The sequence below is a fragment of the Rhizobium sp. ZX09 genome, from assembly GCF_017357485.1.
Taxonomy (GTDB): Bacteria; Pseudomonadota; Alphaproteobacteria; order Rhizobiales; family Rhizobiaceae; genus Agrobacterium; species Agrobacterium pusense.
In genome coordinates this window covers 737,943-750,904 of the sequence record NZ_CP031364.1, presented here as the reverse complement: position 1 = coordinate 750,904, position 12,962 = coordinate 737,943, and the positions used below count along the sequence as shown (strand labels likewise).

Here is a 12,962-nt window from a genome sequence, read left to right as displayed (position 1 = left end):
GGTTTTTTTGTTCCTGACATCTGTCCGTCAGACGCCGCTCTGGCCGTCCGAGCCGATATAGGCAATACGCACCATGTTGGTCGCGCCGGGTGTGCCGAGCGGAACGCCGGCGGAGATGATGATACGGTCACCCGGTTTGCCGAAGCCTTCGGAAACGACGATGCGACAAGCGCGGTTCACCATGTCGTCCAGATCGCTGGCGTCGCCGGTGACGACGCAGTGCAGACCCCAGACAACCGACAGTCGGCGTGCGGTCTGGATGATCGGCGAGAGGGCGATGATCGGAACCTGCGGCCGCTCACGCGACGCGCGCAGACCTGTCGTGCCCGACGATGTGTAAGTGACGATCGCCGCAAGCTTCAGGGTTTCGGCAATCTGGCGGGCGGCCAGCGAAATCGCATCGGCGCCTGTCGGTTCCGGCTGGGCGCGCTGCGCGTAGATGATGTTGGAATAATGCGGATCCTGTTCCACGGTGCTTGCGATAGAGGCCATGGTGGAAACGGCTTCGACCGGATAATCGCCAGAGGCAGACTCGGCAGAGAGCATGATCGCGTCAGCGCCTTCGAAGACGGCGGTGGCGACGTCGGACACTTCAGCGCGGGTTGGTACAGGCGCTGTTATCATCGATTCGAGCATCTGCGTGGCAACCACGACCGGCTTGCCTGCGCGGCGGCAGGCGCGGGTCAGCTGCTTCTGAATGCCGGGAACGGCTTCCAGTGGCATTTCGACGCCAAGGTCGCCACGGGCAACCATCAGGGCGTCAGAAAGCTCGATGATTTCTTCGATGCGCTCGACCGCCTGCGGCTTTTCAATCTTGGACATAAGGCCGACGCGGCCGCGTGCGATCTTGCGCACTTCAGCTAGGTCCTCAGGACGCTGGACGAAGGAAAGCGCGACCCAGTCTACCTCGTTGGTTTCCAGCACGGCATCGAGGTCGACGCGGTCCTTGTCGGTAAGAACGCCGACGCCGAGCAGAGTGTCGGGCAGGCTGATACCCTTGCGGTCGGAAATGCGCGTGCCGGAAATGACCGTGGTGACGATGCTCTTGCCGTCGCTCTTTTCAGCGCGCAGATGCAGCTTGCCGTCATCGATCAGCAGGCGATGGCCCGGTTTGACCGCCTCGAGAATTTCGGGGTGCGGCAGGAAAACGCGGGTGTTGTCGCCAGGTGCGTCGTTGTTATCAAGGGTGAAGGTCTGGCCAGGTACGAGCTCGACCTTGCCTTCCGCAAATTTTCCGACGCGCAGCTTGGGACCTTGCAGGTCGGCCAGAATGCCGATGGGGCGGCCGTTGCGGCTCTCGACCGAACGGATGCGCTGAATGAGCGTCCGCATCAGGTCGTGGCTCGCATGGCTCATGTTGATCCGGAAAAGATCCGCGCCGGCGAGATGCAGCTTTTCGATCATGGCCTCATCAGAGGAGGCAGGGCCGAGAGTTGCAAGAATTTTGACTTTGCGGTTACGCTTCATCAGTTTTGATTTCCCTGTGTGCCTGGCGTATCGGAAAGCTGGACCATCCAGCTGCCCTGTCTGCCCGTGTCATATTCCTTGAAACCCATTCTCTGGAAGCTGCGGGCATAACAATCATCCACACCGGTGATCTTGAACTCGTTTTCCGCCACGCACATGTTGACGTCACCGGTCCAGCGGCCGCCATGAGCGGCATCCTCGGCATAGAGATAATAATAACGTGACTGCAGTTCACCTTCGATCAGCGTCGCGCAGGTCGAGGCGGGGACCTGCCACCAGCCTTCGCTGACCCAGCCCTCCTGTGCCCGATAGCCAATTGCGACCCCCACGAGATTCTGCGTGCTATTGCAGACGCGAAAATCCGCATACGCGGGCGCCGCGATCATGAAAGGGGTCAGAAACAATGCCGCTATGGAAAAAAGACGGGCGAGGTGCCTGATGTGGCGGGGACGAGCGAGAGATGACTGAGTCACGGCTTCCATCCGGATTCCATGGTTATAATGAACACACTTCTTGGCGTGGCCGCCCAAGAAAGTCAACGCGAGTTTAATCGATTATATTGTTCGTGGGATCGTGAGTGCGATAAGGTAGATGGCTGTTCTTCCGCCGTAACTTGCGCCCGGCCTCAAGCCATGCCATCAAGTTTCTCTCCTCAATGCTGCCCCAGAAAAATCATCGATGAACGACTTCATACCCTATGAAATCATAGAAGGCGATTATGACAAAGGCATGGTTCTGCTGGCAGACCACGCCATGAACCTTCTGCCGGCACACTACGGCAATCTTGGTCTTCCGCAAACCGCTTTTCATCGCCACATCGCATTTGATATCGGTATAGAGGGGCTAACGCGCTCGCTGGCTGCGCGCCTTGGCGTGCCGGCGGTGCTCGGGCGTTTCTCGCGGCTGCTGATCGATCCGAATCGTGGTGAGGATGATCCAACTCTCATCATGAAAATCTCGGACGGAGCGATCATCCCCGGAAACCATCCGATTTCTGACGAGGAATGGCAAAAGCGGATCGAGACTTTTCACCGGCCTTATCACAATGCCGTGGACAGCGTGCTGACCCGTGTGGCCGAGGCCTCGGAAGAAGCGCCGCTCGTCCTGTCACTGCATTCCTATACACCGTTCTGGAAGGAAACGCCGAGGCCATGGCATGCGGCGGTTCTGTGGGATACGGATCATCGCGCGGTCGATCCGCTGCTGGCGCATCTGCGCGCTACCGGCGACATTCTCGTCGGCGACAACGAACCCTATGACGGAGCACTCAAGGGCGATACCATGTATCGTCATTGTATGGCGAAGGGTATACCGCACGCACTTCTGGAGGTCAGGCAGGATCTGATCGGCAACGAGGAGGGGATCGCCGAATGGTCAGACCGCCTCGCTCCCATTTTTGCCGCAATGAATGACGATCCGGTTCTGCATGAATATCAGCTGTTCGCTTCCCGCACCGGCCCCTATTGAGCCTGGAGTTTCGCCATGACAAATGAGAACGACAACGGGCAGATCGAGTTTGAGGCGGCCGCATTCCGGCGTCTCGTCAAACATCTTCGTGAACGCCACGATGTGCAGAACATCGACCTGATGAATCTCGCGGGCTTCTGCCGCAACTGCCTTTCCAACTGGTACCGTGAAGCGGCCGAGGAAGCGGGTGTTCCGCTCAGCAAGGAAAAATCCCGGGAAATCGTCTACGGCATGCCCTATGAGGACTGGAAAGAGAAATACCAGGGCGAAGCGAGTGGCGACCAGAAAGCCGCTTTCGAGCAGAACCGGCCCAAGGAATAAGTCTTCACCGACGGAATCGACTTGACGGGACGCCTTTCAGTGGGCAGTTCACAGGCCTGAATTTTGCTGCCTGCTGGCAGCGACCGGCGAACGCCTTGCCAGTTTGAATGAACAAGGCCCACATGCGGGCCGCCAATGAAGGATGATATGATGGACGAAACCAGCACCACCGAAACCGTCGCCGCCGCCGAACTGCGTCAGTTCATCGAGCGCGTCGAGCGCCTCGAAGAAGAAAAGGCTGCTATTCAGGGTGATATCAAGGATGTCATGGGCGAAGCGAAGGGGCGTGGGTACGATACCAAGGCAATCCGCACCATCATCCGCCTGCGCAAGAAGGATGCCAACGAGCGCATCGAGGAAGAAACGATTCTTCAGACTTATATGGCCGCGCTCGGCATGGAATGATCGGCTGAAAATGCCTTAATGAAAAATCGCCGCTTCTGCGGCGATTTTTGTTTAAACTGCCCTCGACATCAGCCGCGCGTGCCAGCCAGCTTTTCTGAAAGGTCGATGGCTTCCTTGCGGGCGTCCTTGTCTGCAGGATAAAGCGCCAGATAACGCTCCCAGGCTTTCAGCGCCAGCTCGTCGCGGCCGGAGGCTTCGAGGATGTTGGCCAGGCTTGCGAGGGCCGGGAAATAGCGCGGCTCTTTTTCCAGCGTCAGGTTGATATCCGCCATTGCCTTGCGGGTGTCGCCATCGGCGAAATGGACCATCGCGCGGCGATAGGGCGCCTGCACATAGTCGGGATCGAGCAAAACAACCTGGTCGAGAAAATCATAAGCGGCGGCGTTGCGCTTTTCGTCGGCAGCTTCGCCTGCCCATTGCATCAGGAGATTGATCGTTGCGCTGCCGGAATCATTCCATTCGGAGGCGATCTGGTTGGCGATGCTGCGCGCCTTGACCGCATTCCGTTCCTTTTTCAGCGAAGCGAAAAGCGTGTCGATTGTCTTGGCGGGTGATGGCGCCGATTCGACAGCTACAGCTGGCTTTCCGTCTGCCGCTTGGGCAACAGCAGCCGTTCCCGCAAACGCGAGGCTTGAGGCCATGAAGCCCTGAGCAATAATGAGAGCGGTGCAAAAACGATTTGGGCGCATGGGTTAAAGCTTAACCCGACTGCGCCCAATATCAAATGCAAACTTCTGGTCTGTCAACAAAGTGATCCGCGATCTGATCGCGAAACGCAGTCGCAGTCAATCAGCCCTGACGAGCCTTGAAGCGCGGGTTCTGCTTGTTGATGATGTAGACGCGGCCCTTGCGGCGAACCAGGCGGTTATCGCGATGACGGGCCTTAAGCGCTTTAAGCGAATTCTTGATCTTCATTTTACTGGTCCGCAGTTTTGCACGGTTTGTGCCGTGCTATTCAAACAATCAAAAGCGCGCAACGGGGCGCGCTCTTTTCGGTTGGCAGGCAGATACCTGTTTGAGCCCTGCCTGTCAACACTTGCCCGCGTCTTTGCCTTAAAAGACTAGGCTTTTCCTGTGTGCAGAAGCTGCGTCACGTGGCCCATCTTGCGGCCCGGCCGTGCTTCCGTCTTGCCGTAGAGGTGGACGAGACAGTCTTTTTTCGACAGCCATGCCGGTACGTCGTTGATGTCGTCGCCGATCAGATTGGTCATGATGCAGTCGGAATGGCGATCAGTGTTGCCGGGGTTAAGGCCCGATACGGCTCGGATATGCTGTTCGAATTGCGAGATTACACAGGCCGCCTCCGTCCAGTGGCCAGTATTGTGCACGCGGGGCGCCATTTCATTGGCGACCAGCGATCCATCCGGCAGGACGAAAAACTCAATGCCGATAACGCCGACGTAATCCAGAGCGGCCAGCAGCTTTTCCGCCGATTTCACGGCAATATCCCTTGCGGCATCCGAAAGTGCGGCCGGCACGGTGGATGTGTGCAGGATGCCGTTCAGATGAACGTTCTCGGCCGGATCGTAACAGGTCACGGTCCCGTCCCGGAAACGGGCGGCGATGATCGAAATTTCGCGTTCGAAGGCGATGAAGCTTTCAAGAATCAGCGGCACGCCACCAAGCGCTGCAAACGCGCCCGCGAGGTCTTCGCCTCCCCGGAAGAGGCGCTGTCCCTTGCCGTCATAACCCATGCGACGGGTTTTCAGCACACCTTTGCCGCCAAAGGCGGCCAGCGCGGCTTCCAGCTCTTCCTGGCTATCCACGGCGCGGAAATCGGCGGTTGGAATGCCGCAATCGTTGAGGAAGCGTTTTTCCGTCAAGCGATCCTGTGAGGCGCTGAGCGCCTGTGCCGGCGGGTAAACGGGAACCGAGGCGCTGAGCTTTTCTGCCGCGGCAACGGGCACGTTCTCGAATTCGTAGGTCACGACATCACAGCGGGTTGCGAGTTGCGCAAGTGCGTTTTCGTCATCATATGCTGCCACGATCTGGTCGTTGCAGGCCTGTGCCGCGGGACAATCCGCCTGCGGCTCCAGCACGATGGTACGGTGGTTGAGACGCGCCGCGGCCATCGCCAGCATGCGGCCGAGTTGCCCGCCACCGATGATGCCGATGGTGAGGTTGGTTGTCTTTGCCATGTCGTGTGTCGTCACTGGGCGCTGTCCATGGGGTATTCCGCGACAGCCGCCGACTGGCGCGCACGCCAGGCGTCCAGACGATCGGCAAGGTCTTCATCGCCAAGCGCCAGCACCGCGGCCGCGAGAAGGGCCGCATTGATCGCGCCGGCCTTGCCGATGGCGAGCGTGCCGACGGGGATGCCGGCGGGCATCTGCACGATGGAATAGAGGCTGTCCTGACCGGACATGGTCTTCGATTGGACCGGAACGCCGAAGACCGGAAGCGGCGTCATGGCAGCTGTCATGCCCGGCAGATGGGCAGCGCCGCCGGCCCCCGCAATAATGACCTTGAAGCCTTCGTCTTTCGCGCCGTTGGCGAAATCGTAAAGCCGGTCGGGGGTGCGATGGGCGGAAATGATGCGGGCTTCGTATTCGATGTCGAGCGCATCCAGCGTGTCGGCGGCGTTCTTCATGGTCTCCCAGTCGGACTGGCTGCCCATGATGATGGCGACGGGGGGCGTTTCTGCTGTCACGTAATGTCTCCGGGCTCAGGCGATGATATCGGGAATGACCTGATCTTCCAGCTGGGTCATCTTGTCCTTGACGGCCAGCTTCTTCTTTTTCATGCGTTGTATCCGCAGCGCGTCGCAGCTGGTCTGGATCATCGCATTGATCGCCGCGTCATAATCCTCATGCTCCTGGCGCAGCCGCGCCAGCGTGAGCCTGATGTCCGCCTGGTCCTGATCGGGCATCTTGTCATCCCCATTTTATGCCAGCCGGATAGCCTCCGGCGCGTATGTGATCGTTCACGAGCCTCTATCATCAAATCGCGGTAACGGGAAGTTATCCCTTGCGACCAAATTGCCCACTTATTGCCTTCATTTCGCCTTCGACAAGCCGATCGATCCGTGTCACATTGTCGTCGCAAACCTGAAACTCCAGCGATGGAGAGCTGGAGGTAGGTTCAAAAAGGAAGGACGTGCCGCATGACCATTCAGGCTCATATTGCATCGCTCGAAAAGAAACACGGTGCTCTGGAGGAGGAGCTCGAAAGTATTCTTGCTTCCCCGTCGTCTGACGATAGAGAGATCGCGGACCTTAAACGTCGTAAACTGCGCCTGAAGGATGAACTCCAGAGGCTCAAAGCCTCCACAAGACATTGATTTATGGCAGATCGCTGGCCCTCGATGAATGAGGGGTCGGCGGTCTGACCCTTTCGAGCTCTGGCGGCGAAAACCTGCTGCCAGAGCTTTTCTATTGCCGTATTAGAACGGCAGTCCGTCCCACAGCAGTTTCAGTGCCGCAATCAACGCCATGGCATACATCAGCGGGTAAAACACGGATGGTTTAAGGTATTTCACCACTCTTGCACCGGCCAGCGTCGCCAGCATCGCGACGGGCAGCAGACTTGCCGATGTCTTGAGGTTGGTGGCGTCGAGCGCGCCAAGTGCGAAATAGGGTATGAGCTTGATCGCATTCATGATGGCGAAGAAGCGCACGCTCATGCCGGTATAGGTCTTCGGGTCGAGTTTCAGCGGCAGAACGTAGATCTGGAAGGGCGGTCCACCCGCATGGGCCACGAAACTCGCATAACCGGACAGGCTGGACCAGAGCGTGGCGGCGGCCGGCCTTTGCGGTTTTGCCGGAATTTCCTGACCGTTGCGGCTTTTGAAACTCTCATAAAAGTAACGCAACACGAACAGGATCGTGACCGAGGCGACGACGAGACGCATGGCATCTGCGGAGATCATGCTCGAAGTTGCCCAGCCGAGCGCAATGCCGGCGATTGCCCCCGGCAGCATGACAAGGAGCGTCTGGCGATGGTTGTAGTGCCGCCAGGCGAAGAGCGCGACAATATCCATGACGATCAGGATCGGCAGGAATATCGCCGCCGCCTGCACGGGCGATACGGCAAGCGCCATCAGTGGCACGCCCATCAGCGCCAGCGCGCCGCCCAGTCCCCCTTTGGAAAGGCCGACAAGAACCACTGCGGGAATGGCGACGAGATAAAAATGAAAATCGGTCAGCATGGATGTATGGTTGATCCTTTCGCCGGTCCGGTTTATCGGATTTGTCATATGAAAACGAGTGCAGATCGCGTCGGAAGCGTCGTCTGCCTGAAATGGACGAAACGATGAGCATTGTTGAAGACCGTTGCCGCCTTGTCCTGATCGTCCCGCAATCGGACGATGCGCAAAAGCAGGCGGCAGATGTGGAAGTCGCGCTGCGGGGAGGCGATGTCGCTTCGGTCATCATTCCGCAATACGGTCTGGATGACGCCGCTTTCCAGAAACGCGCCGAACTGATCGTACCCCTCGTCCAGGCGTCGGGTGCCGCAGCGCTCATTGCCGGTGACAGCCGTGTCGCCGGCCGGGTGAAGGCGGACGGGCTGCATGTGGTCGGTAACGCCGAGGCGCTTTCGGAGGCTGTGGAAAAATTCACCCCGAAACTGATCGTCGGCGGCGGAAATGCCGATGACCGCCACAAGGCGCTGGAGCAGGGCGAGGCCAATCCGGATTACGTGTTTTTCGGGAAGCTCGAAGGCGACATCAAGCCCGAGGCGCATCCCAAGAACCTGGTGCTCGGTGAGTGGTGGGCGTCGATGATCGAAATCCCCGCCATCGTCATGGGCGGCACGGACCTCTCGTCCGTGGTTGCCGTGGCGGAGACGGGCGTGGAGTTCGTGGCTATGCGCAGCGGTGTTTTCGATAATGTCGGTGGCGCCGCCCAGGCCGTTTCTGAAATCAACGCTTTGCTTGACGAAAAAGCGCCACGGTTTGACGGTTGATACAGGCGATGATCATGCGCTCGCTTCATTTCTGCCTCTCTGTTTCGCTGCTGGCGTTTGCTTTCGCCGCGCCAGCGGGTGTCGCTCTTGCTCAATCCGGGCCGCAGAGTGAAAACAATGCGCTTTCCCGACAGCTGGAAAATGAGGCTCAGCCGACCCGTCAGGGCAGGGTGCAATCTGAAGAGCAGAAGGACTTGCAGCCCTCAGCCGGCGTGAACGTCTATCAGCGCATGGGTGCGGATCTGCCGGCACTGCCGCCTGAGAAGGAATTCAAGGGCCGGGTGGATGAGGCCTATGGCCATTTCCAGCGCGGCGAATATGTGCAGGCGCTTGATAAGGCACTGAACCGCGCGCAGAACGGTGACGCACCCGCCCAGACGCTGGTGGCGGAAATGATGTCGCGCGGACTTGGCATTGCACGTGACGAGAAAACAGCCGCGTTCTGGTATCAGCAGGCCGCACAGGGCGGCGATCCCGTCGCCATGTTCAAATTTGCCCTTATCCTGATGGAAGGAAAGTTCGTTACGCGCGACAAGGCGAAGGCCGATGATTTCATGCGTCGTGCAGCGGAAGCCGGCAACGCCTCTGCCCAGTTCAACTGGGGCCAGATATTGGTTTCGGAAAATCCGGGCGCCAAGGGTCTGCTGATGGCTTTGCCCTTCTATGAAAAATCCGCCGAACAGGGCATTGCCGATGCGCAATATGCGGTATCGCAAATTTACTGGTCCGTGAAGGATGTGCCGGCCGAGAAAAAGGCAAAGGCGCGCGACTGGTTGATGCGCGCCGCAAAGGCCGGCTATGACACTGCACAGGTCGATCTCGGTATCTGGCTGGTCAACGGATTTGGTGGCGAGCGTAATCTCGACGAAGGCTTCCGCTGGCTCTATGGCGCAGCACAGCGCGGTAATGTCGTGGCGCAGAACAAGGTTGCGCATCTCTATATTCAGGCACTCGGTACCCGGCCTGATCCGGTTGAGGCAGCCAAATGGTACGTGCTTTCCCGCCGCGCCGGATTGAAGGATCCGTCTCTCGAGGACTTCTATCTCGGCATCAATGATGAGCAGCAGAAGAAGGCGATCGAGGCCGCAAATCGTTTCCGTCCGACCTGATGGAAGGGTTGCGTTCCCTGGCCGCGGTTGACCCATGGGCTTTTTACCTTGAATTTCCGCGCGTTTTGTGGTCTTGAACCGCAAACTTTCAATTCAAGAAAATAATGACGTGCCTGCCCGGTGAGCTTCCGGGCGGTTCGCAAGCTTTCCAGGAAAAAACATCGATGGCCCGTTCAGCCCTTCTCAATGTCATGGTTCAGGCCGCCATCAAGGCGGGTAAGTCTTTGTCGCGTGACTTCGGTGAAGTGCAGAACCTGCAGGTCTCGGTCAAGGGACCGAGCGACTTCGTTTCGCAGGCGGATCTGAAGGCCGAGAAGATCGTGCGCGAGGAGCTGATGAAGGCGCGCCCGACCTATGATTTCCTGGGTGAAGAAGGCGGCGAGGAAAAGGGAACCGATGGTGCACATCGCTGGATCGTCGATCCGCTCGATGGCACAACCAACTTCCTGCACGGCATTCCGCATTTTGCGGTTTCCATCGCACTGGAGCGTAACGGCGAAGTTGTCGCCGGCGTAATCTTCAATCCGGCCACCGATGAACTCTACACCGCCGAGCGCGGCGGCGGCGCATTCCTCAACGATCGCCGCATCCGCGTTGCCGCGCGCAAGGCGCTGACGGATTGCGTCATCGGCTGCGGCGTGCCGCATCTCGGCCGCGGCAACCACGGCAAGTTCCTGGTCGAGCTTCGTCACGTTATGGGGGAGGCTGCAGGCATCCGTCGCATGGGTGCGGCGTCGCTCGATCTCGCCTACGTTGCCGCTGGCCGTCTCGACGGTTACTGGGAAGCCGATCTTTCGCCGTGGGACATGGCGGCCGGCCTCGTGCTGATTCGGGAAGCCGGTGGTTTCGCCTCCGACATCAAGGGCGGCACGGATATCTTCGGCAGCAGTTCCGTTGCTGCAGGCAACGAATATATCCACAAGGCGCTCGTTGAGGTGGCCAACCGCCCTATTCCGGGCCGCTGATTGGTTTTCAGCAGAAAACCTGCCGTTTTCTGCAAGTTTTCGATGCCCGGCGAATGTTCGCCGGGCGTTTTTGTTTTCCCTCGCTCGGCTCCATGCCTTCTTTCGTGAAAAGCCTGTGACGAAAGACCGGCTTTTCGCTTCAAATCGTCGCAATTTTCAAATAGCTTCCGCTGGATAGCTGACCAAAGGGAATGCGAACGTTATGGCGGATTCGGAGCTGCTCGATCTTGGCGTCGAGAAACCGGTGACCACACGGGAATACAGCCACAAGCTGTCCAGCCCCACACCGTTTCTCTGGACGATGGTTCTGTTTCTGATCCTCGTCGGTTTTCTGGCAGCGATTCTCTATCGGCAGGCGCACACCGCCTTCATGACCAATCCGGGGCTCAACGGCTTCATTCTCGGTGTGCTCGCCATCGGCATCATTCTGGTGTTTACGCAGACGATGAGCCTGCGTTCGGAAGTCCGCTGGTTCAACGCCTTTCGTGCCGCCGGCAGCGTCGAAAAGGTCGGTCGCGCGCCCAAACTGCTTGCGCCGATGAGCACGCTGATCGGCAAGCGTGGTGAAGTCCGCCTTTCTGCCGTTACGCAACGCACGATCCTCGATTCCATCGCAACGCGCCTCGACGAGACGCGTGATACTTCGCGTTATCTCGTCGGCTTGCTGGTATTTCTCGGCCTGCTCGGCACCTTCTGGGGTCTTATCGGCACCATTGGCGCCATCAGCAACGTCATCCAGTCTCTCGACCCAAGCGCCGGTGACAGCAATGATATTCTCGGTTCGCTCAAGGCCGGTCTCACCGCGCCGCTGGCGGGTATGGGAACGGCCTTTTCCTCGTCACTGCTTGGTCTCTCCGGTTCGCTTATTCTCGGTTTTCTCGATCTTCAGGCCGGCCGCGCCCAGAACCGTTTCTACACCCAACTCGAAAACTGGCTTTCCTCGGTGACGGATACGACGGACGCCCCAAGGGAGTCCCGGGGCGACGCAGGGGCCGTGGTGAGCACCGAGCGTTCGCTGGCGGCCATGACCAGTCTTGCCGAAGGCATTCAGGGTCTGGTCAAGAACATGCGCAGCGAACAGCAGATGTTGCGCGACTGGATCGAGGCGCAACAGGAGGAATCCAAATCGCTCCGCCGCACGCTCGACCGGCTTTCGGCGCGGATTGACAGCGATACGAAGTCTTCCGGACGCACCCGGCACGATAACGGGAGCGAATAGCCATGGCGCTTGCGCGCAACCGCCGCCGCGACAGGGGTGTGGATTATTGGCCGGGCTTCGTCGATGCGCTGTCGACGCTGCTGATGGCCATCATGTTTCTGCTGACGGTGTTCGTGCTCGCGCAATTCGTGCTGTCGCGTGAGATTACCGGCAAGGACGAGGTGCTGACGCGTCTCAACAGCCAGATTGCCGAATTGACCGAACTTCTGGCCATGGAAAAGGGCAACAAGCAGGATGTAGAGGACGCCTTGGCGAGCCTGCAATCCACTCTTGCCGCGTCTGAGAATGAACGGTCGCGGCTGCAGGCACTGCTCGACGCCGGCTCCGGCAACAATGCCAGCGCCAACGCCCGTATCGGCAGTCTCACCGGTGAACTGGACGAGCAGCGGCAGGCCAATTCCCGCGCCTCCGCGCAGATCGAGTTGCTCAACCAGCAGATTGCGGCGCTGAGGGCGCAGATTGCCTCGGTCGAAGCCGCGCTGCAGGCTTCGGAAGCCAAGGATGCCTCTTCTCAGGTCAAGATCGCCGATCTCGGCCGCCGCCTCAATGTCGCGCTGGCGCAGCGGGTGCAGGAACTGAACCGCTATCGGTCCGACTTTTTCGGGCGGTTGCGCGAAATTCTGTCCGATCGTGAAAACATCCGCATCGTCGGCGACCGATTTGTCTTCCAATCCGAAGTGCTCTTCCCTTCCGGCGGCAATGAACTCAATCCGGAAGGGCAAGCGGAAATGGCGAAGCTCGCAACCGCGCTGCTTGATCTCGCAAAGGAAATCCCGGCGGAGATCAACTGGGTCCTGCGCGTCGATGGCCATACGGATAATGTCCAGCTGTCCGGCTCCGGCCGCTACCGCGACAATTGGGAACTCTCCTCGGCCCGTGCCACTTCGGTTGTGAAGTTCCTGATCTCCAAGGGCGTGCCGGCAAACCGTCTGGTCGCTGCCGGCTTTGGAGAATATCAGCCGATTGCAGAAGGTGACTCACCGGAGGCACGGCAGCAGAACCGCCGTATCGAACTCAAGCTGACCGAGCGCTGAAATCGCGGACCGCATCTGGGCGGTTGCCTTCCGACGAAAGTAAACTTACGTTCGCGTAAAAGTAATTCCG

General features: G+C 59.0%; 17 protein-coding genes. 9 read left to right on the top strand and 8 right to left on the bottom strand.

Annotated features, from left to right (window positions below):
- Nucleotides 1-27: 27 nt before the first annotated feature.
- Both pyk and BTN45_RS18195 read right to left on the bottom strand, forming a co-directional pair.
- Complete coding sequence (gene pyk, locus BTN45_RS18200; protein ID WP_004445813.1) at nt 28-1,467, bottom strand: pyruvate kinase; 1,440 nt, start codon at nt 1,465-1,467, stop codon at nt 28-30.
- Nucleotides 1,467-1,949, bottom strand: a complete 483-nt coding sequence (locus tag BTN45_RS18195; protein ID WP_004445812.1) for a DUF1036 domain-containing protein — start codon at nt 1,947-1,949, stop codon at nt 1,467-1,469. Before BTN45_RS18195 ends, pyk begins: the two co-directional genes overlap by 1 nt.
- Nucleotides 1,950-2,145: 196 nt before the next feature.
- On the opposite strand from BTN45_RS18195, the gene BTN45_RS18190 reads away from it, so the two are divergent.
- The 3 genes from BTN45_RS18190 (at nt 2,146) to BTN45_RS18180 (ending at nt 3,660) form a co-directional block, all read left to right on the top strand.
- A complete protein-coding gene (locus BTN45_RS18190) occupies nt 2,146-2,934 on the top strand; it encodes an N-formylglutamate amidohydrolase (RefSeq protein WP_004445811.1) in 789 nt (262 codons plus the stop codon).
- Between the two features lie 15 nt (nt 2,935-2,949).
- The gene (locus BTN45_RS18185) at nt 2,950-3,255 is read left to right on the top strand and encodes a DUF1244 domain-containing protein (RefSeq protein WP_006697181.1); all 306 of its coding nucleotides are present in this window, start codon (nt 2,950-2,952) and stop codon (nt 3,253-3,255) included.
- 147 nt (nt 3,256-3,402) lie between these two features.
- Nucleotides 3,403-3,660, top strand: coding sequence for a DUF2312 domain-containing protein (locus BTN45_RS18180; protein WP_006314683.1), 258 nt, complete (start codon nt 3,403-3,405; stop codon nt 3,658-3,660).
- A gap of 68 nt (nt 3,661-3,728) precedes the next feature.
- On the opposite strand, the gene BTN45_RS18175 is transcribed toward BTN45_RS18180, so the two are convergent.
- The 5 genes from BTN45_RS18175 to BTN45_RS18155 all read right to left on the bottom strand — a co-directional run bounded on the left by BTN45_RS18175 (nt 3,729) and on the right by BTN45_RS18155 (nt 6,529).
- Nucleotides 3,729-4,349 carry a tetratricopeptide repeat protein gene (locus BTN45_RS18175; protein WP_207590411.1) on the bottom strand — a complete coding sequence of 207 codons (621 nt, stop codon included), beginning with the start codon at nt 4,347-4,349 and terminating at the stop codon, nt 3,729-3,731.
- 100 nt (nt 4,350-4,449) lie between these two features.
- The gene (ykgO, locus tag BTN45_RS18170) at nt 4,450-4,575 is read right to left on the bottom strand and encodes a type B 50S ribosomal protein L36 (protein WP_003497670.1); all 126 of its coding nucleotides are present in this window, start codon (nt 4,573-4,575) and stop codon (nt 4,450-4,452) included.
- Between the two features lie 146 nt (nt 4,576-4,721).
- The gene (locus BTN45_RS18165) at nt 4,722-5,798 is read right to left on the bottom strand and encodes a 5-(carboxyamino)imidazole ribonucleotide synthase (RefSeq protein WP_207590409.1); all 1,077 of its coding nucleotides are present in this window, start codon (nt 5,796-5,798) and stop codon (nt 4,722-4,724) included.
- 11 nt (nt 5,799-5,809) lie between these two features.
- Complete coding sequence (gene purE, locus BTN45_RS18160) at nt 5,810-6,277, bottom strand: 5-(carboxyamino)imidazole ribonucleotide mutase (RefSeq protein WP_034497641.1); 468 nt, start codon at nt 6,275-6,277, stop codon at nt 5,810-5,812.
- Between the two features lie 48 nt (nt 6,278-6,325).
- Complete coding sequence (locus BTN45_RS18155; protein ID WP_003497661.1) at nt 6,326-6,529, bottom strand: YdcH family protein; 204 nt, start codon at nt 6,527-6,529, stop codon at nt 6,326-6,328.
- A 234-nt stretch (nt 6,530-6,763) separates the two neighbouring features.
- Here BTN45_RS18155 and BTN45_RS18150 point away from each other — a divergent pair, with 234 nt between their 5' ends.
- Nucleotides 6,764-6,940, top strand: a complete 177-nt coding sequence (locus BTN45_RS18150; RefSeq protein ID WP_003506164.1) for a DUF465 domain-containing protein — start codon at nt 6,764-6,766, stop codon at nt 6,938-6,940.
- Between the two features lie 102 nt (nt 6,941-7,042).
- Here BTN45_RS18150 and BTN45_RS18145 read toward each other — a convergent pair whose 3' ends face one another.
- A complete protein-coding gene (locus tag BTN45_RS18145; protein WP_004445798.1) occupies nt 7,043-7,807 on the bottom strand; it encodes a sulfite exporter TauE/SafE family protein in 765 nt (254 codons plus the stop codon).
- A gap of 104 nt (nt 7,808-7,911) precedes the next feature.
- Here BTN45_RS18145 and BTN45_RS18140 point away from each other — a divergent pair, with 104 nt between their 5' ends.
- The 5 genes from BTN45_RS18140 (at nt 7,912) to BTN45_RS18120 (ending at nt 12,892) form a co-directional block, all read left to right on the top strand.
- Complete coding sequence (locus tag BTN45_RS18140; RefSeq protein WP_207590407.1) at nt 7,912-8,565, top strand: thiamine phosphate synthase; 654 nt, start codon at nt 7,912-7,914, stop codon at nt 8,563-8,565.
- An 8-nt stretch (nt 8,566-8,573) separates the two neighbouring features.
- The gene (locus tag BTN45_RS18135) at nt 8,574-9,674 is read left to right on the top strand and encodes a tetratricopeptide repeat protein (protein ID WP_022563054.1); all 1,101 of its coding nucleotides are present in this window, start codon (nt 8,574-8,576) and stop codon (nt 9,672-9,674) included.
- A gap of 164 nt (nt 9,675-9,838) precedes the next feature.
- A complete protein-coding gene (locus BTN45_RS18130; RefSeq protein ID WP_004445792.1) occupies nt 9,839-10,639 on the top strand; it encodes an inositol monophosphatase family protein in 801 nt (266 codons plus the stop codon).
- Between the two features lie 202 nt (nt 10,640-10,841).
- Nucleotides 10,842-11,858, top strand: coding sequence for a hypothetical protein (locus BTN45_RS18125; RefSeq protein ID WP_004445790.1), 1,017 nt, complete (start codon nt 10,842-10,844; stop codon nt 11,856-11,858).
- 2 nt (nt 11,859-11,860) lie between these two features.
- Nucleotides 11,861-12,892: a peptidoglycan -binding protein gene (locus BTN45_RS18120; RefSeq protein WP_004445789.1), complete on the top strand. Its 1,032-nt coding sequence runs from the start codon at nt 11,861-11,863 to the stop codon at nt 12,890-12,892.
- The last annotated feature ends 70 nt before the right edge of the window (nt 12,893-12,962 follow it).

Coding starts and splice junctions, on each gene's coding strand:
- pyk (WP_004445813.1), bottom strand. CDS start 1,467: ATGAAGCGTAACCGCAAAGTCAAAATTCTTGCAACTCTCGGCCCTGCC.
- purE (WP_034497641.1), bottom strand. CDS start 6,277: ATGGGCAGCCAGTCCGACTGGGAGACCATGAAGAACGCCGCCGACACG.
- BTN45_RS18190 (WP_004445811.1), top strand. CDS start 2,146: ATGAACGACTTCATACCCTATGAAATCATAGAAGGCGATTATGACAAA.
- BTN45_RS18130 (WP_004445792.1), top strand. CDS start 9,839: ATGGCCCGTTCAGCCCTTCTCAATGTCATGGTTCAGGCCGCCATCAAG.
- BTN45_RS18180 (WP_006314683.1), top strand. CDS start 3,403: ATGATGGACGAAACCAGCACCACCGAAACCGTCGCCGCCGCCGAACTG.
- BTN45_RS18155 (WP_003497661.1), bottom strand. CDS start 6,529: ATGCCCGATCAGGACCAGGCGGACATCAGGCTCACGCTGGCGCGGCTG.
- BTN45_RS18135 (WP_022563054.1), top strand. CDS start 8,574: ATGATCATGCGCTCGCTTCATTTCTGCCTCTCTGTTTCGCTGCTGGCG.
- BTN45_RS18165 (WP_207590409.1), bottom strand. CDS start 5,798: ATGGCAAAGACAACCAACCTCACCATCGGCATCATCGGTGGCGGGCAA.
- BTN45_RS18145 (WP_004445798.1), bottom strand. CDS start 7,807: ATGCTGACCGATTTTCATTTTTATCTCGTCGCCATTCCCGCAGTGGTT.
- BTN45_RS18175 (WP_207590411.1), bottom strand. CDS start 4,349: ATGCGCCCAAATCGTTTTTGCACCGCTCTCATTATTGCTCAGGGCTTC.
- BTN45_RS18140 (WP_207590407.1), top strand. CDS start 7,912: ATGAGCATTGTTGAAGACCGTTGCCGCCTTGTCCTGATCGTCCCGCAA.
- BTN45_RS18120 (WP_004445789.1), top strand. CDS start 11,861: ATGGCGCTTGCGCGCAACCGCCGCCGCGACAGGGGTGTGGATTATTGG.
- BTN45_RS18195 (WP_004445812.1), bottom strand. CDS start 1,949: ATGGAAGCCGTGACTCAGTCATCTCTCGCTCGTCCCCGCCACATCAGG.
- BTN45_RS18125 (WP_004445790.1), top strand. CDS start 10,842: ATGGCGGATTCGGAGCTGCTCGATCTTGGCGTCGAGAAACCGGTGACC.
- BTN45_RS18150 (WP_003506164.1), top strand. CDS start 6,764: ATGACCATTCAGGCTCATATTGCATCGCTCGAAAAGAAACACGGTGCT.
- BTN45_RS18185 (WP_006697181.1), top strand. CDS start 2,950: ATGACAAATGAGAACGACAACGGGCAGATCGAGTTTGAGGCGGCCGCA.
- ykgO (WP_003497670.1), bottom strand. CDS start 4,575: ATGAAGATCAAGAATTCGCTTAAAGCGCTTAAGGCCCGTCATCGCGAT.